Origin of the sequence: Streptomyces beihaiensis (assembly GCF_026274175.1) — a bacterium.
Lineage (GTDB): Bacteria > Actinomycetota > Actinomycetes > Streptomycetales > Streptomycetaceae > Streptomyces > Streptomyces beihaiensis.
In genome coordinates, this window is the sequence record NZ_JAPHNL010000270.1 from 1 (window position 1) to 15,800 (window position 15,800).

15 protein-coding genes and 1 riboswitch are annotated in these 15,800 nt (G+C 73.5%); of the genes, 6 read left to right on the plus strand and 9 right to left on the minus strand.

Annotated features, from left to right (window positions below):
- Positions 1 to 73: 73 nt before the first annotated feature.
- The gene (locus OFY01_RS21745) at positions 74 to 832 is read right to left on the minus strand and encodes a class I SAM-dependent methyltransferase (protein ID WP_266602553.1); all 759 of its coding nucleotides are present in this window, start codon (positions 830 to 832) and stop codon (positions 74 to 76) included.
- A 134-nt stretch (positions 833 to 966) separates the two neighbouring features.
- The gene (locus OFY01_RS21750) at positions 967 to 1,536 is read right to left on the minus strand and encodes an SAV_6107 family HEPN domain-containing protein (RefSeq protein WP_266602492.1); all 570 of its coding nucleotides are present in this window, start codon (positions 1,534 to 1,536) and stop codon (positions 967 to 969) included.
- Positions 1,537 to 1,693: 157 nt separating this feature from the next.
- Here OFY01_RS21750 and OFY01_RS21755 point away from each other — a divergent pair, with 157 nt between their 5' ends.
- The 4 genes from OFY01_RS21755 to OFY01_RS21770 all read left to right on the plus strand — a co-directional run bounded on the left by OFY01_RS21755 (position 1,694) and on the right by OFY01_RS21770 (position 7,189).
- Complete coding sequence (locus OFY01_RS21755) at positions 1,694 to 2,545, plus strand: ATP-binding cassette domain-containing protein (RefSeq protein ID WP_266602493.1); 852 nt, start codon at positions 1,694 to 1,696, stop codon at positions 2,543 to 2,545.
- Positions 2,517 to 4,601 (plus strand): YhgE/Pip domain-containing protein, encoded by a 2,085-nt coding sequence (locus OFY01_RS21760; RefSeq protein ID WP_266602494.1) that lies wholly within the window; start codon positions 2,517 to 2,519, stop codon positions 4,599 to 4,601. The genes OFY01_RS21755 and OFY01_RS21760 overlap by 29 nt, the downstream gene beginning before the upstream one ends.
- 35 nt (positions 4,602 to 4,636) lie before the next feature.
- Positions 4,637 to 5,263: a TetR/AcrR family transcriptional regulator gene (locus OFY01_RS21765; RefSeq protein ID WP_266602495.1), complete on the plus strand. Its 627-nt coding sequence runs from the start codon at positions 4,637 to 4,639 to the stop codon at positions 5,261 to 5,263.
- 429 nt (positions 5,264 to 5,692) lie between these two features.
- Complete coding sequence (locus OFY01_RS21770; protein WP_266602496.1) at positions 5,693 to 7,189, plus strand: phytoene desaturase family protein; 1,497 nt, start codon at positions 5,693 to 5,695, stop codon at positions 7,187 to 7,189.
- On the opposite strand, the gene OFY01_RS21775 is transcribed toward OFY01_RS21770, so the two are convergent.
- From OFY01_RS21775 to OFY01_RS21805, 7 genes are all read right to left on the minus strand, one after another.
- Positions 7,190 to 8,218: a hypothetical protein gene (locus OFY01_RS21775; RefSeq protein ID WP_266602498.1), complete on the minus strand. Its 1,029-nt coding sequence runs from the start codon at positions 8,216 to 8,218 to the stop codon at positions 7,190 to 7,192. It abuts the gene before it with no gap.
- 48 nt (positions 8,219 to 8,266) lie between these two features.
- On the minus strand, positions 8,267 to 9,187 hold the full coding sequence (metF, locus tag OFY01_RS21780) for a methylenetetrahydrofolate reductase [NAD(P)H] (RefSeq protein ID WP_266602500.1): 921 nt from the start codon (positions 9,185 to 9,187) through the stop codon (positions 8,267 to 8,269).
- Positions 9,188 to 9,272: 85 nt separating this feature from the next.
- Entirely contained in the window at positions 9,273 to 9,962 is a 690-nt protein-coding gene (gene thiE, locus OFY01_RS21785; RefSeq protein WP_266602502.1) for a thiamine phosphate synthase, read from the minus strand.
- A 99-nt stretch (positions 9,963 to 10,061) separates the two neighbouring features.
- Entirely contained in the window at positions 10,062 to 10,427 is a 366-nt protein-coding gene (locus tag OFY01_RS21790) for an Rv2175c family DNA-binding protein (protein ID WP_266602504.1), read from the minus strand.
- Between the two features lie 85 nt (positions 10,428 to 10,512).
- Entirely contained in the window at positions 10,513 to 12,225 is a 1,713-nt protein-coding gene (locus OFY01_RS21795; protein WP_266602506.1) for a peptide-N4-asparagine amidase, read from the minus strand.
- Positions 12,226 to 12,376: 151 nt separating this feature from the next.
- Complete coding sequence (locus OFY01_RS21800) at positions 12,377 to 13,546, minus strand: NAD(P)/FAD-dependent oxidoreductase (RefSeq protein ID WP_266602555.1); 1,170 nt, start codon at positions 13,544 to 13,546, stop codon at positions 12,377 to 12,379.
- Positions 13,547 to 13,794: 248 nt separating this feature from the next.
- Entirely contained in the window at positions 13,795 to 14,163 is a 369-nt protein-coding gene (locus OFY01_RS21805) for a hypothetical protein (protein WP_266602507.1), read from the minus strand.
- Positions 14,164 to 14,214: 51 nt separating this feature from the next.
- Positions 14,215 to 14,328, plus strand: a riboswitch (TPP riboswitch).
- Between OFY01_RS21805 and thiO the strand changes: the two genes are divergently transcribed.
- Positions 14,326 to 15,585: a glycine oxidase ThiO gene (gene thiO / locus OFY01_RS21810; RefSeq protein WP_266602508.1), complete on the plus strand. Its 1,260-nt coding sequence runs from the start codon at positions 14,326 to 14,328 to the stop codon at positions 15,583 to 15,585. Its footprint overlaps the riboswitch before it by 3 nt.
- The gene (thiS, locus tag OFY01_RS21815; protein WP_266602510.1) at positions 15,582 to 15,800 is read left to right on the plus strand and encodes a sulfur carrier protein ThiS; all 219 of its coding nucleotides are present in this window, start codon (positions 15,582 to 15,584) and stop codon (positions 15,798 to 15,800) included. The genes thiO and thiS overlap by 4 nt, the downstream gene beginning before the upstream one ends.

Genomic DNA, 15,800 nt, shown 5'->3' on the forward strand with positions numbered 1-15,800 from the left:
GCCACATGGACCGGCGCCTGCCCCACCTGCCACCGCGACATACCCACCCCGACATCAACCTGACCAAGCACTACTAGTCGTCCGTCGGCTTCTGCCCGAGGACGTGCAGCTGCGTGGCCACCGAGTGGAAGGCGGGCAGCTCCGCGGCGGCGGCCTCCAGGCGGAGCAGCTCCTGCAGGGCGCTCGGCTCGGTGTCCACGAGGACGCCGGGCACGAGGTCGGCGAAGACCCGCACGCCGTGCACCGCCCCGACGTCGACGCCCGCGTCGGAGACGAGCTGGGTGAGCTGCTCGGCGGTGAAGCGCCGCGGCACCGGGTCGCCCTCGCCCCAGCGCCCCGCCGGGTCGTCGAGTGCGTGGCGGGCCTCCTTGAAGTGCCCGGCGAGGGCCCGCGCGAGCACGGCGCCGCCGAGGCCCGCGCCCAGCAGGCTCAGGACGCCGCCGGGGCGCAGTGCTCCCACCGCGTTGCGCACGCCCTCCGCGGGTTCCTCGACGTACTCCAGGACACCGTGGCACAGCACCGCGTCGTACCCGGCACGCTCGACGACGTCGAAGAGGCCCGATACGTCGCCCTGCACCCCGCGGACCCGGTCGGCGACCCCGGCCTCGGCCGCTCGGCGCTCCAGGGCGAACAGCGCGTTCGGGCTGGGGTCGACGACCGTGACGTGGTGGCCGAGGCGGGCGACCGGCACCGCGAAGTTGCCGCTGCCGCCGCCGGTGTCCAGGACGTCGAGCGCCTGGCGCCCGGTCGCCTTGACGCGTCGGTCGAGGGCGTCCCTGAGGACCTCCCAGACCACGGCGGTACGCAGTGCTGCGCGAGGGCGGGCGGGCATCGGGTCCGGCACGGCTGGTGACTCCTCGGCGCGGCTCCGGCTGGTGGCGGAGCAGGTACTGGTTCGGGCGACTCCACCCTAATGGGCGGGGGCGGGCCGACCGTGCCAACGGTGCGTGCCGTTCCGTGTCCGCCTCAGCCCGCGTCGGGTACCTCCTTTCCCGCCGCGGCCGCGTCCTCGTCGGGGCGGGGCCCGGGGAGCACGGGCTGCGGGACGAGCATGCGCTCGACCATGCGGAGGAACATCGCCACGTCGCGCACCAGGTCGTCGGCGTCGCGGGCACTGGCCGCGCCGCGTATGCCCGCCTCCGCGCGGGCGCGCCGGGTGGCTCCGGAGGCGAACAGGGCGCTCCACTCGGTCAGCTCGGGAGCCGTCTCGGGCAGCACCTCCCAGGCGCTACGGATCCGGGCACGGCGACGGGGCGTGGACTCGGGGCGGCCACGGACGGCGAGGACGGCGGCCGCGGCGCGCAGTGCGGCGAGGTGGGCCGTGGCGTACCGCTCGTTGGGCGAGGCAAGGGTGGTGGACTCGTCGAGCCCCGCGCGGGCCTGGGCGAGCAGGTCGAGCGCGGCGGGCGGGGCGCCGGCCCGGCGGGGCACCGGGTGAATGTCGCTCGCGGGTCCGGTCGGTAAGGGGGCAGGGCCGGTGGCACGGCGGCGTGCCGCGGCCGCGGCGGATGTGCCGGGCGCCGGATGTGCAGCCATGACGAACCTCCTGTCGTCTCTGTGACGGCTCTGTGGCCGTATGTGCCCATCGTGGGGCACGCCACTGACAATCGGCCCTGACCTGGGGCTTTGCTTCGATCGAAGGTTCGGGCTAGTTTTTGCACTGACCAGTCAGTTCAATGAGTGTGGGGCTGCCGTGGACACGGCGTGCCGGGAGGGCGGCACGGCCGTCACCGCCGAGGGATTCGGGTTGAAGGGGCCACGCGGCTGGGCGTTCCGCGGCATCGACGCCGAGGCGCCCGCGGGATCGCTGGTCGCGGTCGCGGGGCCGTCCGGCAGCGGCCGCACCTGCCTGCTCCTCGCCCTGACGGGCCGGATGCGCCCGACCGAGGGGACGGCCACGGTCGGCGGCCTGCGCCTGCCGCAGCAGATGGCCGCCGTCCGCCGAATGAGCGCGCTCGCGCACGTACCCGGGGTGACCGACCTCGACCCGGCCCTGACCGTCGCCGAGCATCTGCGCGAACGGGCGCTGCTGCAGCGTCGCTTCGACGGTTCGCTGCGCGGGCTGCTGCGACCGCGCGCCGAGCGGGCCGCGGCGGCGCGGTCGCGCGTCGACACCGCGCTGGCCACCGCCGGACTCGACCCCGACGCGCTGCCCAAGGGCCCGCGGACCGCCGTAAGGGACCTGGAGCGAGTGGAGGCGCTGCGCCTCTCGCTCGCTCTCGCGCTCGTCGGCCGCCCCCGCCTGATCGGTGTCGACGACACCGACCTGAAGCTCGGGGACGCCGAGCGGAACGAGGTCTGGGGCCAGTTGCGGGCCGTCACCGGCGCGGGCGTCACCGTCGTCGCCGTGTGCAGCGAGCCGCCCCCGGGCGCGGTCGTCGTGCCGACCACACCGCCCTGCCGCCCGACCGGCGCCGACTGCACCGACTGCACCGACAGCACCGACAGCACCGACAGCACCGACAGCACCGACGACATCGACCGCACCACCGACGACACCGACAAGGAGACGGCCGATGCGCTCGCCGAAGCTGGCCGCGCTTGAGCTGAGGCGCTTCGGCAGAGGGAAGCTGCCGCGCGCCGCGCTCGTCGCCCTTCTGCTGCTGCCGCTGCTCTACGGGGCGCTGTACCTGTGGTCCTTCTGGGACCCGTACGGCAGGCTCGACAAGATCCCCGTGGCGCTCGTCAACGACGACCGGGGAGCGACCGCGGCGGGCCAGAAGATCCACGCGGGCGACGACATCACCAAGGGGCTGCGCGACAGTGACACCTTCGACTGGCACCAGGTCAGCGCGGCGCAGGCCGAGAAGGGCGTGGAGGACGGCACGTACTACCTGTCGCTGACCATGCCCGAGGACTTCAGTGAGCGCATCGCCTCCAGCTCGGGCGCCTCGCCGGAGACCGGCGCCCTTCAGGTGCGGACGAACGACGCGAACAACTACATCGTCGGGCAGATATCCCGCACGGTCTTCTCCGAGGTGCGCTCCGCCGCCTCCACGCACGCGTCCCGCTCGTTCCTCGACAAGATCTTCATCTCCTTCTCGGACATCCACGACGCGACCAAGCGGGCGGCGAAGGGCGCCGACCGGCTCAAGGGCGGCATCGGCAAGGCCGAGAAGGGCTCGAAGGACCTGGCCGCCGGGCTCAAGGAGGCCAAGAAGGGCAGCGGCGACCTGGCCGCCGGGCTGAAGAAACTCGACAAGGGCGCCGGTGACCTGGAGACGGGCTCCCGGCAGGTCGCCGACGGCACGCAGGAACTGGCCGACAAGGTCAACGGTGCCGCCGGCAAGGTGCGTCCGTTCCTCAAGCACGACAAGAAGGCCATCGGCGACACCGCTCGGCTCGTCGCCGACTCCGCCAAGGGGGTCCGCGACAACCTCGACGACCTGGTGAAGGCCGCACCGATCGCACGCAAGGGCGCCCACGCGAGTTCGGACGTGCTGGCCGCCGTCTACAAGGCGCGCTGCGAGAAGGCGCTGATCGACGACCCGGCCTGCGCGGACCTGAAGAAGGCGAAGACGGCGGCCGCCGACGTGGCCACGGTCTCCGACGACCTCGACACGCTCGTCCAGGACGAGCACGGCGACCTCGGCGTCATGGACAGGCATCTGGCCGCGCTCCAGAAGCAGTCCGAGGCGCTCGCCGAACACGCCCCCACGCTCGACAAGGACGTCGACGACGCGGTCGCCCGGATCAACAAGCTCAACAAGGGCGCGGCCGAGGTCGCCGCGGGCGCCAAGAGGCTGCACACCGGCCTGGGCACCGCGAAGACCGGCTCCACCGACCTCGACACCGGGGTGGGCAGGCTGAAGACCGGGGCGTACGACCTCAAGGGCGGCATGTTCAAGCTCGCCGACGGCTCGGGGAAACTCGCGGGCGGGCTGCACGACGGCGTGAAGAAGATCCCCGACTACGACAAGAAGGACCGCGACCAGCGCACCCGGGTGATGGCCGACCCGGTTCGACTGGCGGCGCGGGCGCTGCACAAGGCGCCCAACTACGGCACCGGTTTCGCCCCGTACTTCATCCCGCTCTCCCTGTGGGTGGGCGCCATGGTCGCCTACATGCTGATCCAGCCGCTCAACCGGCGCGCGCTCGCCGTCGGCGCGTCCTCGTGGCGGGTGACGCTCGCCGGCTGGCTGCCCGTCGCCGCGCTCGGCGTCCTCCAGGTGGCGGCCCTGATGGCGGTGCTCCACTGGGCGCTCGGACTGCGGATGCTGCACGCGGCCGGAACGATCGGCTTCCTCGCCCTGGTGACGGCGTGCTTCGCGGCGCTCGTGCAGTGGCTCAACGCGCGCTTCGGCGCCGCCGGGCGAATCCTGGTCCTCGCGTTCCTGATGCTGCAGCTGACGTCCGCGGGCGGCACGTATCCGGTGCAGACCAGCCCCGGCTTCTTCAACGCGCTCCACCCGTTCCTGCCGATGAGCTACGTCGTCGAGGCGCTGCGACGGCTCATCACGGGCGGCGGGCTCGGGCCCGTGTGGCAGGCGTGCGCGGTCCTCGCCGCGTTCACCGCGGGGGCGCTGGCCCTCACCGCCGTGACGGCCCGCCGCAAACAGGTGTGGACCCTCGACCGGCTGCACCCGGAGCTGAGCCTGTGAGCGCGCCCGGGAGGCGGCCTGTGAGAATCGGGGCCATGGAAAGCAGCACACGGCGCCAGGCCACCCGGCAGAAGCTCTACGAGGCCGCTGTCACGCTCATCGCGGAGCAGGGATTCTCCGCGACGACGGTCGACGAGATCGCCGAACGCGCCGGGGTCGCGAAGGGCACGGTCTACTACAACTTCGCCAGCAAGTCCGTCCTCTTCGAGGAGCTGCTGCGGCACGGTGTCGGCCTCCTCACCGCGTCACTGCGTGACGCGGCGCAGAAGGCGGAGGCGGAGGGCGGCAGCAAGGTCGACGCCCTGGACGCGATGATCCGCGCCGGTCTGGTCTTCATCGACCAGTACCCGGCCTTCACCCAGCTCTACGTCGCCGAGCTGTGGCGCACCAACCGTGCGTGGCAGTCCACGCTCGCCGTGGTCCGCCAGGAGGCGGTGGCGGTCGTGGAGGGAGTGCTGCGCGGCGCCGTGGACAGCGGCGAGCTGAGCGAGGAGATCGACATCCCGCTCACCGCGGCGGCGCTGGTGGGCATGGTCCTGGTGGCCGCCCTCGACTGGCAGGCGTTCCAGCCCGAGCGCTCCCTGGACGACGTGCACGCCGCCCTCTCCCTGCTGCTCCAGGGCCGGGTGGGTGGCAGCCAGCCGCTGACCGGCAGGGCCTGACGCGGCGCGCCGGTCCGGCAGGGCCTGATGGTCCCAGGCCGCACCGGACCGGCGCATCCCCCGTACTCCCCCGTACTCCCCCGTCGGCCCCCGTTCCGTCTCCGCCGGGTCCCCCGTGCCTCGCTCCCGCCCTCGCGGGCGAGAGGAGCGGCCAAGGGCCGGACCGTTCCGCCGCCCCGTGTCGGCGGTGCCGGTCCCGCGCCCTCCGCGTGGCCTCCACTCTCCCGTCCTCACAGGTCGCGGCCCATCCGCGTACCTACTCATCTCGCCGCCTAGGTACGGATACTCAGACGTGCGCGCTCGTGCCCAGGCGCGGACCGTGTCCACCTGGTCACGAGCATGTCCGTCGGCCCGCCTCGCGCGGCGGATCAGGCGGTTCCCGCGCCCGCGCGCGCGGCGTTGTCAGTGGGGGCCGATAAGGTCCCTGGCATGGCACGAATTGCGGTGATCGGCGCTGGGATGGGCGCCATGGCGGCCGCCGCTCGGCTGGCCACGGCGGGCCACCGGCCGGTGGTCTTCGAGCGCGCGTCGACGTACGGCGGGGCGGTGGGCAGGTTCGAGCGCGAGGGCTTCGCGTTCGACACGGGCCCCGGCCTGCTCCAGCTGCCCGCCGTCTACCGCGACCTGTTCGTCAAGACCGGCAAGGAACAGCTGGAGGACGTGGTCGGCCTCACCCAGGTCGAGCCGGCGGTGCGGCACGTGTTCGCGGACGGCTCGGTGGCGGATCTGCCCAACGCACGCCGCGCGGGCGTCGCGGAGGCGCTGGACGCGGTGGTCGGTACGGGTGCGGGCGCGCGCTGGTCGGCGTTCATGAACCGGGCGCGGGAGGCGTGGGACCGCTCCCGTCGACCGCTGCTCGAGGAGCCGCTGTGGCCGAACTGGCAGGTGCTCGCCGAGCGTGAGCCGTATCCGGCCGTGGTCCGGCGTCGTCTGCTGCGCGCCGACCGGGTGGCGACGACGCTGACGGAGATCGGAGAGTTCGAGCTGGGCCGCGAGCCGCGACTGGTGGCGCTGTTGGAGCAGTACGCGCTGGCGCAGGGCCTCGATCCGCGCACGGCCCCGGCGTCCGCGGCCGTGCTGCCGTACATGGAGCAGACCTTCGGCACCTGGGCGGTGCGCGGCGGCCTGCGGGCGCTCGCCGACGCGCTGCACGAGCGCTGCCTGCGGCGCAAGGTCGAGTTCCGGTTCGACGCCCCGGTGGCGCGCGTCGTGGAGAAGGACGGGCAGGCGGCCGGGGTCGAGCTCGCGGACGGCTCGGTCGAGGAGGCCGAGTTCGTGGTGGCGGGCGTGGCACCGGGCGCGCTCGACCGGCTCGTGGCGGGCCGGGCGGTGCGGGGCGCGCCGGACCCGCAGCCCGAGGCGTCGCTGCCCAGCCGTCTGACGGTGCACCTGGCCCTGCGCGGCGCACGCCCCGACGGCACGCCGTACCGCGCGGTGGTGCACACGACGGACCGGGCCGCCGAGCTGGCCTGGCTCTTCGACGGCGCCGCGCGACCGCAGAGCCCGACCGTCGCGGTACTGCGGCCGGACGACCTCTCCCTGGTGCCGGACGCGGAGCATGAGGCGGTGACGCTGACGGTGACCGTGCCGCCGCACGCGCGCGTGGGCGAGGAGGACGTCGACGCGGTCCTGTCGGCGGCTGAGCGGGCCGTGCCCGCGCTGCGTGACCGTCTGCTGTGGCAGGAGATACGGACACCTCGGGACATCGCCGAGGCGACCGGGGCGGTCGGGGGCGCGGTGCCCGCCCCCGCGCTCGCGGCGGCCGGGGGACAGCGGCTGCACCCGTCGAACACCACGGCCGTCGAGGGCCTGTTCACGGTCGGCGGCTGGTCCCATCCCGGGGGCGGGCTGCCGCACGCGGGCATGTCGGGCGCGCTGGTCGCGGGGCTGATCGTGGAGGGGTCGGAGTTCCGCGGCTCGCAGTGATCAGCGCCAGTACTGCTGCTGCTCGTCGTAGCCGTTGCCGTAGCCCGTGCCCGCGTTCGGGTCCTGCTGGTACGGGTAGGTCTGCTCGGGCGGCAGTTCACCGCCGTAGGGCTGCTGGTCGTCGCCGGTGCGCTGGTGCGGCACCCAGACGCCTCCGGGCGGCGTGTCGGCGCCGTAGCCGGCGGCGGCCGCGTACGGGTCGGCGTACTGCTGGCCGGTGCCGTACGGGTCGCCGTACTCGGGCTGGGCGGGGTAGGTCTGGGTTCCGATGTACGGGTCCGAGTAGGGCGCGGCGTAGGGCTGCTGCGCGGCGTCGTAGCCGTAGTTCTGCTGGTCGTAGCCGTAGGCCGCCTGGTCGTAGGCGTGGGCCTGGGCGGGCTGGGCCTGGGCGGCCGTGTCGTAGGCGGAGTCGCTGTAGACGCCGTACCCGCCGGTGTCATCGGGCATGGGTTCGGTGGCGGCGTACACGGCCGTGGACTCGGCCGAGGTCTCCGGCGTCTGTCCGTACTCCGACGTCCGCGCGTACTCCGACGTCTGCGCGTACTCCGATGCCTGCGCGTACTCGGACGTCTGCGCGTACTCCGATGCCTGTGCGTACTCCGACGTCTGCGCGTACGCGGCGGCCGGGTCGGCGGTCAGGTCGCCGTCCGCGCCGAGGTCGGGGGCGGGGTCCTGCTCGTACTCGACGTCGGACACCTCCAGCGTCGGGTCCTGCCGGGCCGGCCGCCGCCGCTCGTCCCGGCCGCCCTCGTCCCGGCCGATCCGGCCCAGCGGACCCGCCTTGAGCGCCCAGCCGGCCGCGAAGCCGCGGCGGAAGGAGAGCGTCACGTAGGTCTGGCCGACGGCGAAGGCGATGGCCCCGAGCCCGATGACGTACACCGAGGGCAGCACGACGCCGACGACGACGCCGAGAAAGCCCACAAGGGCGAGCACACGCCAGCGCAGCCGCGCCTTGTACTGGAACAGCACCTCGCCGAGGAGCCACAGTGCCACCAGCCCGAAGGCCACGTAGAGGACCGCGAAGCCCATGGACGCCCCTCTCGTACGGCCGCGGCCCTCGTGGGGACGGACGGCCGGTCAGGTCCGCTGAACGTGCAGACCGAGGTTCTCGTAGATTTCCAACGTCGCCGTGGAGTTGTTGAGAGTGATGAAGTGCAGACCCGGCACTCCCTCGTCAAGCAGCTTCGCGCAGAACTCCGTGGCGAACTCGATGCCAATGGAGCGTACAGCGGCGGGATCGTCTTGTGCTGTGAGGATGCGCTCTTTCAGCTCCGGAGGGAAGTCGGCGTTGCTGAGTTTGGGCAGGCGTTCGAGCATGCGTACGCTCGTCACCGGCATGCATTCGGGGATGATCGGCGTCTGGCAGCCCGCGGCGGCGACCCGGTCGCGCAGGCGCAGGTACTCCTCGGGATGGAAGAACATCTGCGTGATGGCGTAGTCGGCGCCCGCGCGGCACTTGTCGACGAAGTGCCGCACGTCGGTGTCCCAGTCGGGAGAGCGCGGATGCATCGCGGGGAACGCGGCGACACCGACGCAGAAATCCCCGGATTCCTTGATCAGTTCGACGAGTTCGGCCGCGTACGTGAGCCCCTGGGGGTGCGGCACCCAGTCGCCCATCGGGTCGCCGGGCGGGTCGCCGCGGACCGCGAGCATGTTGCGGATTCCGGCGTCGGCGTACTGGCCGATGATGTTGCGCAGCTCGGCGACCGAGTGTTCGACCGCCGTGATGTGGGCGACCGGTGTCAGCGTCGTGTCGGCGACGATCTGCTCGGTCTCCTTGACCGTGCCCTCGCGCGTGGAGCCGCCCGCGCCGTACGTCACGGACACGAAGTCGGGCGCGACCGCCTCGACCCTGCGCAGCGCGTTCCACAGGTTGCGCTCGCCCTTCGGGGTCTTCGGCGCCGAGAACTCGAACGAGTACGTCGCCCTGCCCGGCGCGAGCATGTCCCGCACGGTGCGGGCGCGGTCAGTCCTGGTGGATGGGGTGCCTAGGGCCATACGGGCAGGTTACTGAGGGAACCCGCTCGCCCCTAATCCCCGTCCACCCTGCGGACAGACCCGGCGGCCGACGCGTCGCCGCAGGTCACAGCGAGCGCAGCCGCTCGGCGAACTCGGCCGCCGCAGCCCCGGGGTCGTCGGCCTCGGTGAGGGCCCGTACGACGACGACGCGGCGGGCGCCCGCCTCCAGGACCTCGTCCAGGTTGCCCAGGTCGATGCCGCCGATGGCGAACCAGGGGCGGTCGGTGCCCAGGGCGGCCGTGTGGCGCACCAGGTCGAGGCCGGGGGCGTGGCGTCCGGGCTTGGTGGGGGTCGGCCAGCACGGGCCCGTGCAGAAGTAGTCCACGCCCTCCTGGACGGCCGCCGCGTCGGCCTCCGCTTCCGCGTGCGTGGAGCGGCCGATCAGGACGTCGTCGCCGTCGCCGAGGATGGCGCGGGCCGCCGGGACGGGTATGTCGCCCTGTCCCAGGTGCAGCACGTCGGCTCCGGCCGCGTGGGCGACGTCCGCGCGGTCGTTGACCGCGAACAGCTTGCCGTGACGGCGGGCCGCGGCGGCGAACACCTCCAGGTGCTCCAGCTCCTCGCCGGCCTCCATGCCCTTGTCACGCAGCTGCACGATGTCCACGCCGCCCGCCAGGACGGCGTCGAGGAACTCCGGCAGGTCGCCCTGGCGCCTGCGGGCGTCCGTACACAGGTACAGCCGGGCGTCGGCGAGCTGTGCGCGCTTGCCGCCCGCCGCGGATGCCCCGGATACCCCGGATGCCGTGGATGCCATGGAGTTCCCCCCGTAGATGGTGCGGTGTCGGTGGCGTGCGCGCCGCGGGCCCGGGGAGGTCCCGCGGGTCCGCGGCGCGCACGCCGGACGGCTGTCAGGTCAGACGGCGAGCGCCTGGGCGCGGCGCTTCACCTCCGTGCCGCGATTCTCGCTCAGGGCCTGCGCGGGGGTGCCGGGCAGGGTCGGGTCAGGGGTGAAGAGCCACTCCAGCATCTCTTCGTCGGTGAAGCCGTCGTCCCTGAGCAGCGTCAAGGTGCCGGTCAGGCCCTTGACGATCTTGTCGCCGTCGATGAAGGCGGCGGGCACGTGCAGTGCCCTGTTCTCACCGCGGCGCACGGCGATCAGCTGGCCTTCCTTCACCCACTGCCGCACGCGTGTCACCTCCGCACCGGTCTGCTCGGCGATGTCGGGGAGGGTGAGCCACTCGGGGACGAGAGCATCGATCTTTGCGTCAATCTCGGTCACGGGACAAGCGTGCCATCCCGGACTGACACGCGGAAGCCGGGCCGGTCCGTGCGGGCCCGCCGCGCCCGGCCCCGGCCAGCCCTCCTCACCCGCGCGGGAACCTGCACGCCTCGGCGTGGTCCCCCGTCACCCAGCCGTGGGCGGCCGTCAGGTCTCGGGCGTAGCAGGCGCCGCTGTCGGTGGTGCCGCGGTACCTCTCGTGGGAGGTGCCGTCGGCGTGCGCGACGGCACCGTCCTCGCGGGCCAGGTCGCCGGTGGCGTCGATCCTGTCGTCGGTGAGGGCGTCGAGGTGCCAGTGGCGTCCGGAGCCGGTGCGGTGGCTGTCCTCCATGACGCGCCCCTGGGTGACGGCGGCCTCGAGGTCGTAGTTGTCGTAGTCGACGTACCGCGGGATGGCCATGTCCACGTCGATCGGGTACGACCAGGTGTGCCGCCGGGCGCTCTCGTGGCCCCGCGCGCGCGTGGTGACGGTCGTGGTGCCCCGGTCGCGCTGGTGGACGATCTGGTGCTGGCCGGTTCTGGAGACGGTTCCGGTGCTGCTGTAGCCGAAGCGCTGCTCGACCGTGGTGGTCACGCGGCCGTGCGAGGTGTCCACGTAGCCGGAGATCTTCCAGGAGCGGCCCGTGGTGACCGAGAGGTCGGTGCCGCCGTCGGACCGGGGCGTCTCCCGGGTGGTCACCCGGGGCAGGGCGCCGAGGGTGTCGATGGTGACCCGGCCCGTGGTGCGGGACGCGTGGGCGTCGGTGCGCAGGAACAGTGAACCGTCCACGATCCAGCCGTCGCTCGCCCCGTACGGCGTGATGCTCACCTTGTGCGGCCGTCCGTCGGACAGCCGGCCGGCGAACGGCGTGAGGTCGATGTCGTACGCCTGGGTCCTGAACTGGTCGATCGCGGGAACCGGCCGCCACAGGGTGGGCACGATGCCGCCGGAGTAGACGACCGGGTAGGGCTGGGCCAGGCCCGCCGGGCGGCCGTCGACGGCGACCTGTACCTCCCGGTAGGGGCCGCCGCCGCACAGGTAGTCGGGCGCGGTGGCGGCGAGGTCGTCGGGCACGGCGTCGAACCACTGCTCGTCACAGGCGCCACCGCGCGCGTACACCTCCAGGCGCGCGTCGGTGATGTTGCGCGGCAGGTCGACCTCGCGGGTGGCGGTGCCGCCCTTGCCGACGGTCAGCCAGGGTGCGCCACCGCTGTTCGGGTCGCCCAGGGGCACGACCTGGTCGGCGGTCCGGGCGGCGGGGTGCCGCTTGTCGGCCATGTAGTAGGTGACCTGGAGCTTCATCCGGTAGACGCCGGTGTAGGTGCCGTTGACAACGTTGCCGAGTTCGACCTGGAGCTTGTGCGGGTCCTTGAGGAGCGGGGCGAACTCGGTGATGTCCTTGGCGACGGACCAGGTGACACCGTCGTCGTCGGGTTCGGGCGTGGAGGTGCGGAAGATCTCCGCGCCGCCGAGGAAGACGCCCGCGAGCCGGTCGTACTGGCGGCCCTTGACGCTGCCCGACCAGTCGAGGACCACCTTGTTCCAGGGGCCTCGGCAGTCGGCGGGCGGGGCGAGCGTGGTCTCGTACGGGGGTTCGCCGAGGGTGTTGCCGAAGTCGTGCCGCACCGCGGTGACCGTGCAGTGCCGGGTGTCGGGCCGCGAGACGGGCGGCAGCGCGGTGACGGGGTCCTGGTAGGAGACCGCCGGGTTCGAGCCCGTCGCCGGTGCGGGGTCGGCGTGGGCGGGGACCGCGGCGAACAGGCCGCCTACGAGTGCCGCGGCACCGCACAGGGCGGTGCCGGATCTGCGGAAGTGCACGGGCGTCCTCCGGATCGCGGATGGGTGACGGAAGCGGCCGACGGGCCCGGCGGAACAGGTGGACGCGACGGCAGCCGCAGCCTGCCCCGGCCGGTCGCCGCCGGACAAGAGGGCGAGCGCGATCCGGACACCCGCCGCCGCCCGGCTTCCGTCACACGGCGGCCGACTTCAACGGCCGTGCGGGGTCGGCCAGTCGGTCCGCGTCCAGGAGGGTGCCCGCCTCGATGAGCTTGCGTCCCTGCGCCAGGTCGCGCGGTTTGCCGACGGCCAGGACGGCCACCAGGGCGCCTTCGTGCAGCCAGCACACCGACCACGAGGAGCCCGCCGGGTCGCCGCGCCACACGGCCGTGTCGGCGGCCTCGTGGTGGCCCGCGTACTGCACGAACCGCCCGAACTGCTCGGACCAGAAGTAGGGCACCGGGTCGTACACCGCGGCGCCGTCGACGATGTTCGCCGCGACGGTGCGCGGACCCTGAAGGGCGTTGTCCCAGTGGTGGACCATGAGGCGTTCGCCGTAGCGGGCCGAGGGGAACGACGCGCAGTCGCCCACCGCGTACACGTCGGGCGCCGAGGCGCGAAGCCGCTCGTCGGTCACCACTTCGCCGTGGGCGCCGAGTTCGAGCCCCGAGCCGGACAGCCAGCGGGTGGCGGGGCGGGCGCCGATTCCGACGACGACGGCTGCGGCGGGCAGCCGCGTCCCGTCGTCCAGGACCACGGCACCCGGCTCGACGCGCTCCACGCGCGCGCGGGTGCGCAGTTCGGCTCCGGCGGCCGCGTACCAGGCGGCCATCGGGGCCGCCACGTCCGCGGGCAGCGCCCCGGCCAGCGGACGGTCGGCCGCCTCGACGACGGTGACCCGGCATCCCGCGTCGCGGGCCGCGGTGGCGAACTCGGCGCCGATCCAGCCGGCCCCCACGACGACCACGTCGTGCTGCTCGGTCAGGACGGGCCGCAGCCGCTCGGCGTCGTCGAGCGTGCGCAGCAGATGCACGCCGGGCACGCCCTCCCGGCCCTCCGTCCCCGGCAGCCGCATCGGTTCGGCACCGGTGGCCACCACCAGGACGTCGTACGGGACCGGCCCTTCGGCCGTGTCCAGTGCGTGGTCGCCTGGGCGCAGGCCGGTCACCTCGCGGCCGAGTTCCAGGGTGACGTCGAGCGCCTCGAAGTCGATGTCGAAGGCCGAGCCCTCGGCCTTGCCGAGCAGTACGGCCTTGGACAGCGGTGGCCGGTCGTAGGGCTGGTGCGGCTCCGCGCCGATCAGCGTGACCGTGCCGGTGAAGCCCTGTTCGCGCAGGGCGACGGCGGTCTGTACACCCGCCATGCCCGCGCCGACGATGACGACGCGCCGCCCTCCCGAGGATTGCCTGCCGCCGGTCCGCCGCTCGCCGTTCCCTGTCTGCCGCTCGTCTCCGGCCCGCTGCTCACTCACCGGATCACCATAGGCACCGGATCTTCGATGAGTCAGTGGCCGGGCCGACACTGCTCTGGTGACGTCCTGCACACGCGTCACCGGTTTAGCGATCACCGCCCGCCGGCCGGGCGATCGGCCCGGCGGGGCGCTCGGGACGCTCACCACGGCACGGCCGGTGCCACAACCTCCTCGACCACACTGGTCCCGCTGCCCTCCTGCGACTCCCACCGCCAGGTCTCGTCCAGCCGCAGCCGGCCGTCGGGCAGCTCGGAGACGGTGGACACGCAGTGCCCGCTCGACGTGGTGCCGTCGCTCCTCAACTGCACGTAACGGAAGTCGAGGCGGTCACCCGCGCGCGTGCCGACGAGACGGCCCCGGACGACGTCGCCGCCTTCGTACTCGGCCCAGATCCGGCCGTCCTCCTCGTGGTAGGCGAAACGCGTGCGGGTGCCCACCTGGCCCGGCTCCTGGTCGGCGACCGGGGCGAGAACGAGGCCGTCGAGGCTGCGGGCGCGGGATCGGGTCACGTCTTGAGGCTCCCTTACCGGGGTCGGTCCGACGAGCTAGGGTGGCCACCGTAAAGCACACGCGGGAGCCCGGACGCAGCGGGCTGAGAGGGAGGCTGGAGCGGCCTCCGACCGTACGAACCTGATCCGGGTCATGCCGGCGAAGGGAGGGCCTTGACACCCATGTCTCATGCGCAGACGTCCCGAGCGCAACTGTCTCATGCGCCAGACGGCGCCTCTACCACCTCTGTCACCTCGCACGCCCCCGTCACCTCGCACACCCCCGACGTCCTGGTCGTCGGCGGCGGCATCATCGGTCTCGTCACCGCCTGGCGGGCCGCTCAGCGCGGCCTGTCGGTGGCGGTCGCGGACGCCGACCCGGGCGGCGGGGCCGCCCAGGTGGCGGCCGGGATGCTGGCCGCCGTCACCGAACTCCACTACGGCGAGCAGACGTTGCTCGCCCTCAACCTGGAATCCGCGCGCCGCTACCCGGACTTCGCGGCCGAACTGTCCGAGACCTCGGGCCGGGATCTCGGCTACCGCGCGTGCGGCACGCTCGCCGTCGCCCTCGACGCGGACGACCGCGCGCACCTGCGGGACCTGCACGAGCTGCAGCGCCGTTCGGGGCTCGACTCCGCGTGGCTCTCGGGCCGCGACTGCCGTCGCCTCGAACCGATGCTGGCGCCGGGCGTGCGGGGCGGCCTGCGGGTCGACGGCGACCACCAGATCGACCCGAGAAGGCTCTCCGCCGCCCTTGTGACGGCCTGTGAGCGGGCGGGGGTGGTCTTTCATCGGGCGCACGCCGAGCGGCTGCGAGTCGACCGTGACCGGGCGCGCGGCGTCGTCCTCGGCGACGGCACCGAGGTGGCGGCCGGGCAGACCGTCCTGGCGGCGGGCAGCCGCAGCGGCCAGCTGGCCGGTGTGCCCGACGAGGTGCGGCCGCCGGTGCGGCCCGTCAAGGGGCAGGTGCTGCGCCTGCGGGTGCCGAAGGCGTACGCGCCGTTCCTGAGCCGCACCGTACGCGCCATCGTGCGCGGCGGCCCGGTGTACCTGGTGCCGCGTGCCGACGGTGAGCTGGTCGTCGGCGCCACCACGGAAGAGCTCGGCTGGGACACCACCGTCACGGCGGGCGGCGTGTACGAGCTGCTGCGCGACGCGCACGAGCTGGTCCCCGGCATCACGGAGCTCCCGCTGACCGAGACCCGCGCGGGGCTGCGCCCCGGCTCTCCGGACAACGCGCCGCTGCTCGGCCCGACCGCCCTGCCCGGCCTCCTCGTGGCCACCGGCCACCAGCGCAACGGGGTGCTGCTCACCCCGGTCACCGGTGACGCCATGGCGCACGCCCTGGTCACCGGTGAACTGCCGGAGGAAGCCCGCCCGTTCACACCCGCGCGGTTCGACCCGACCGGGCCGGACGCCGCCCCTGTGGAGCAGCCCGTATGAACACCACCACCCCGCTGAACGTGACGGTCAACGGCGCGCCGCGCGCGCTGTGCGCCGGAACCACTCTCGACGCCCTGGTGGCCACGCTGACCGCCGCGCCCTCCGGCGTCGCCGCCGCCCTCAACGAAACCGTCGTCCCGCGCGCGCGGTGGTCCGCCACCGCGCTGAGCGAGGGGGACCGTGTCGAGGTCCTCACCGCTGTACAAGGAGGCTGA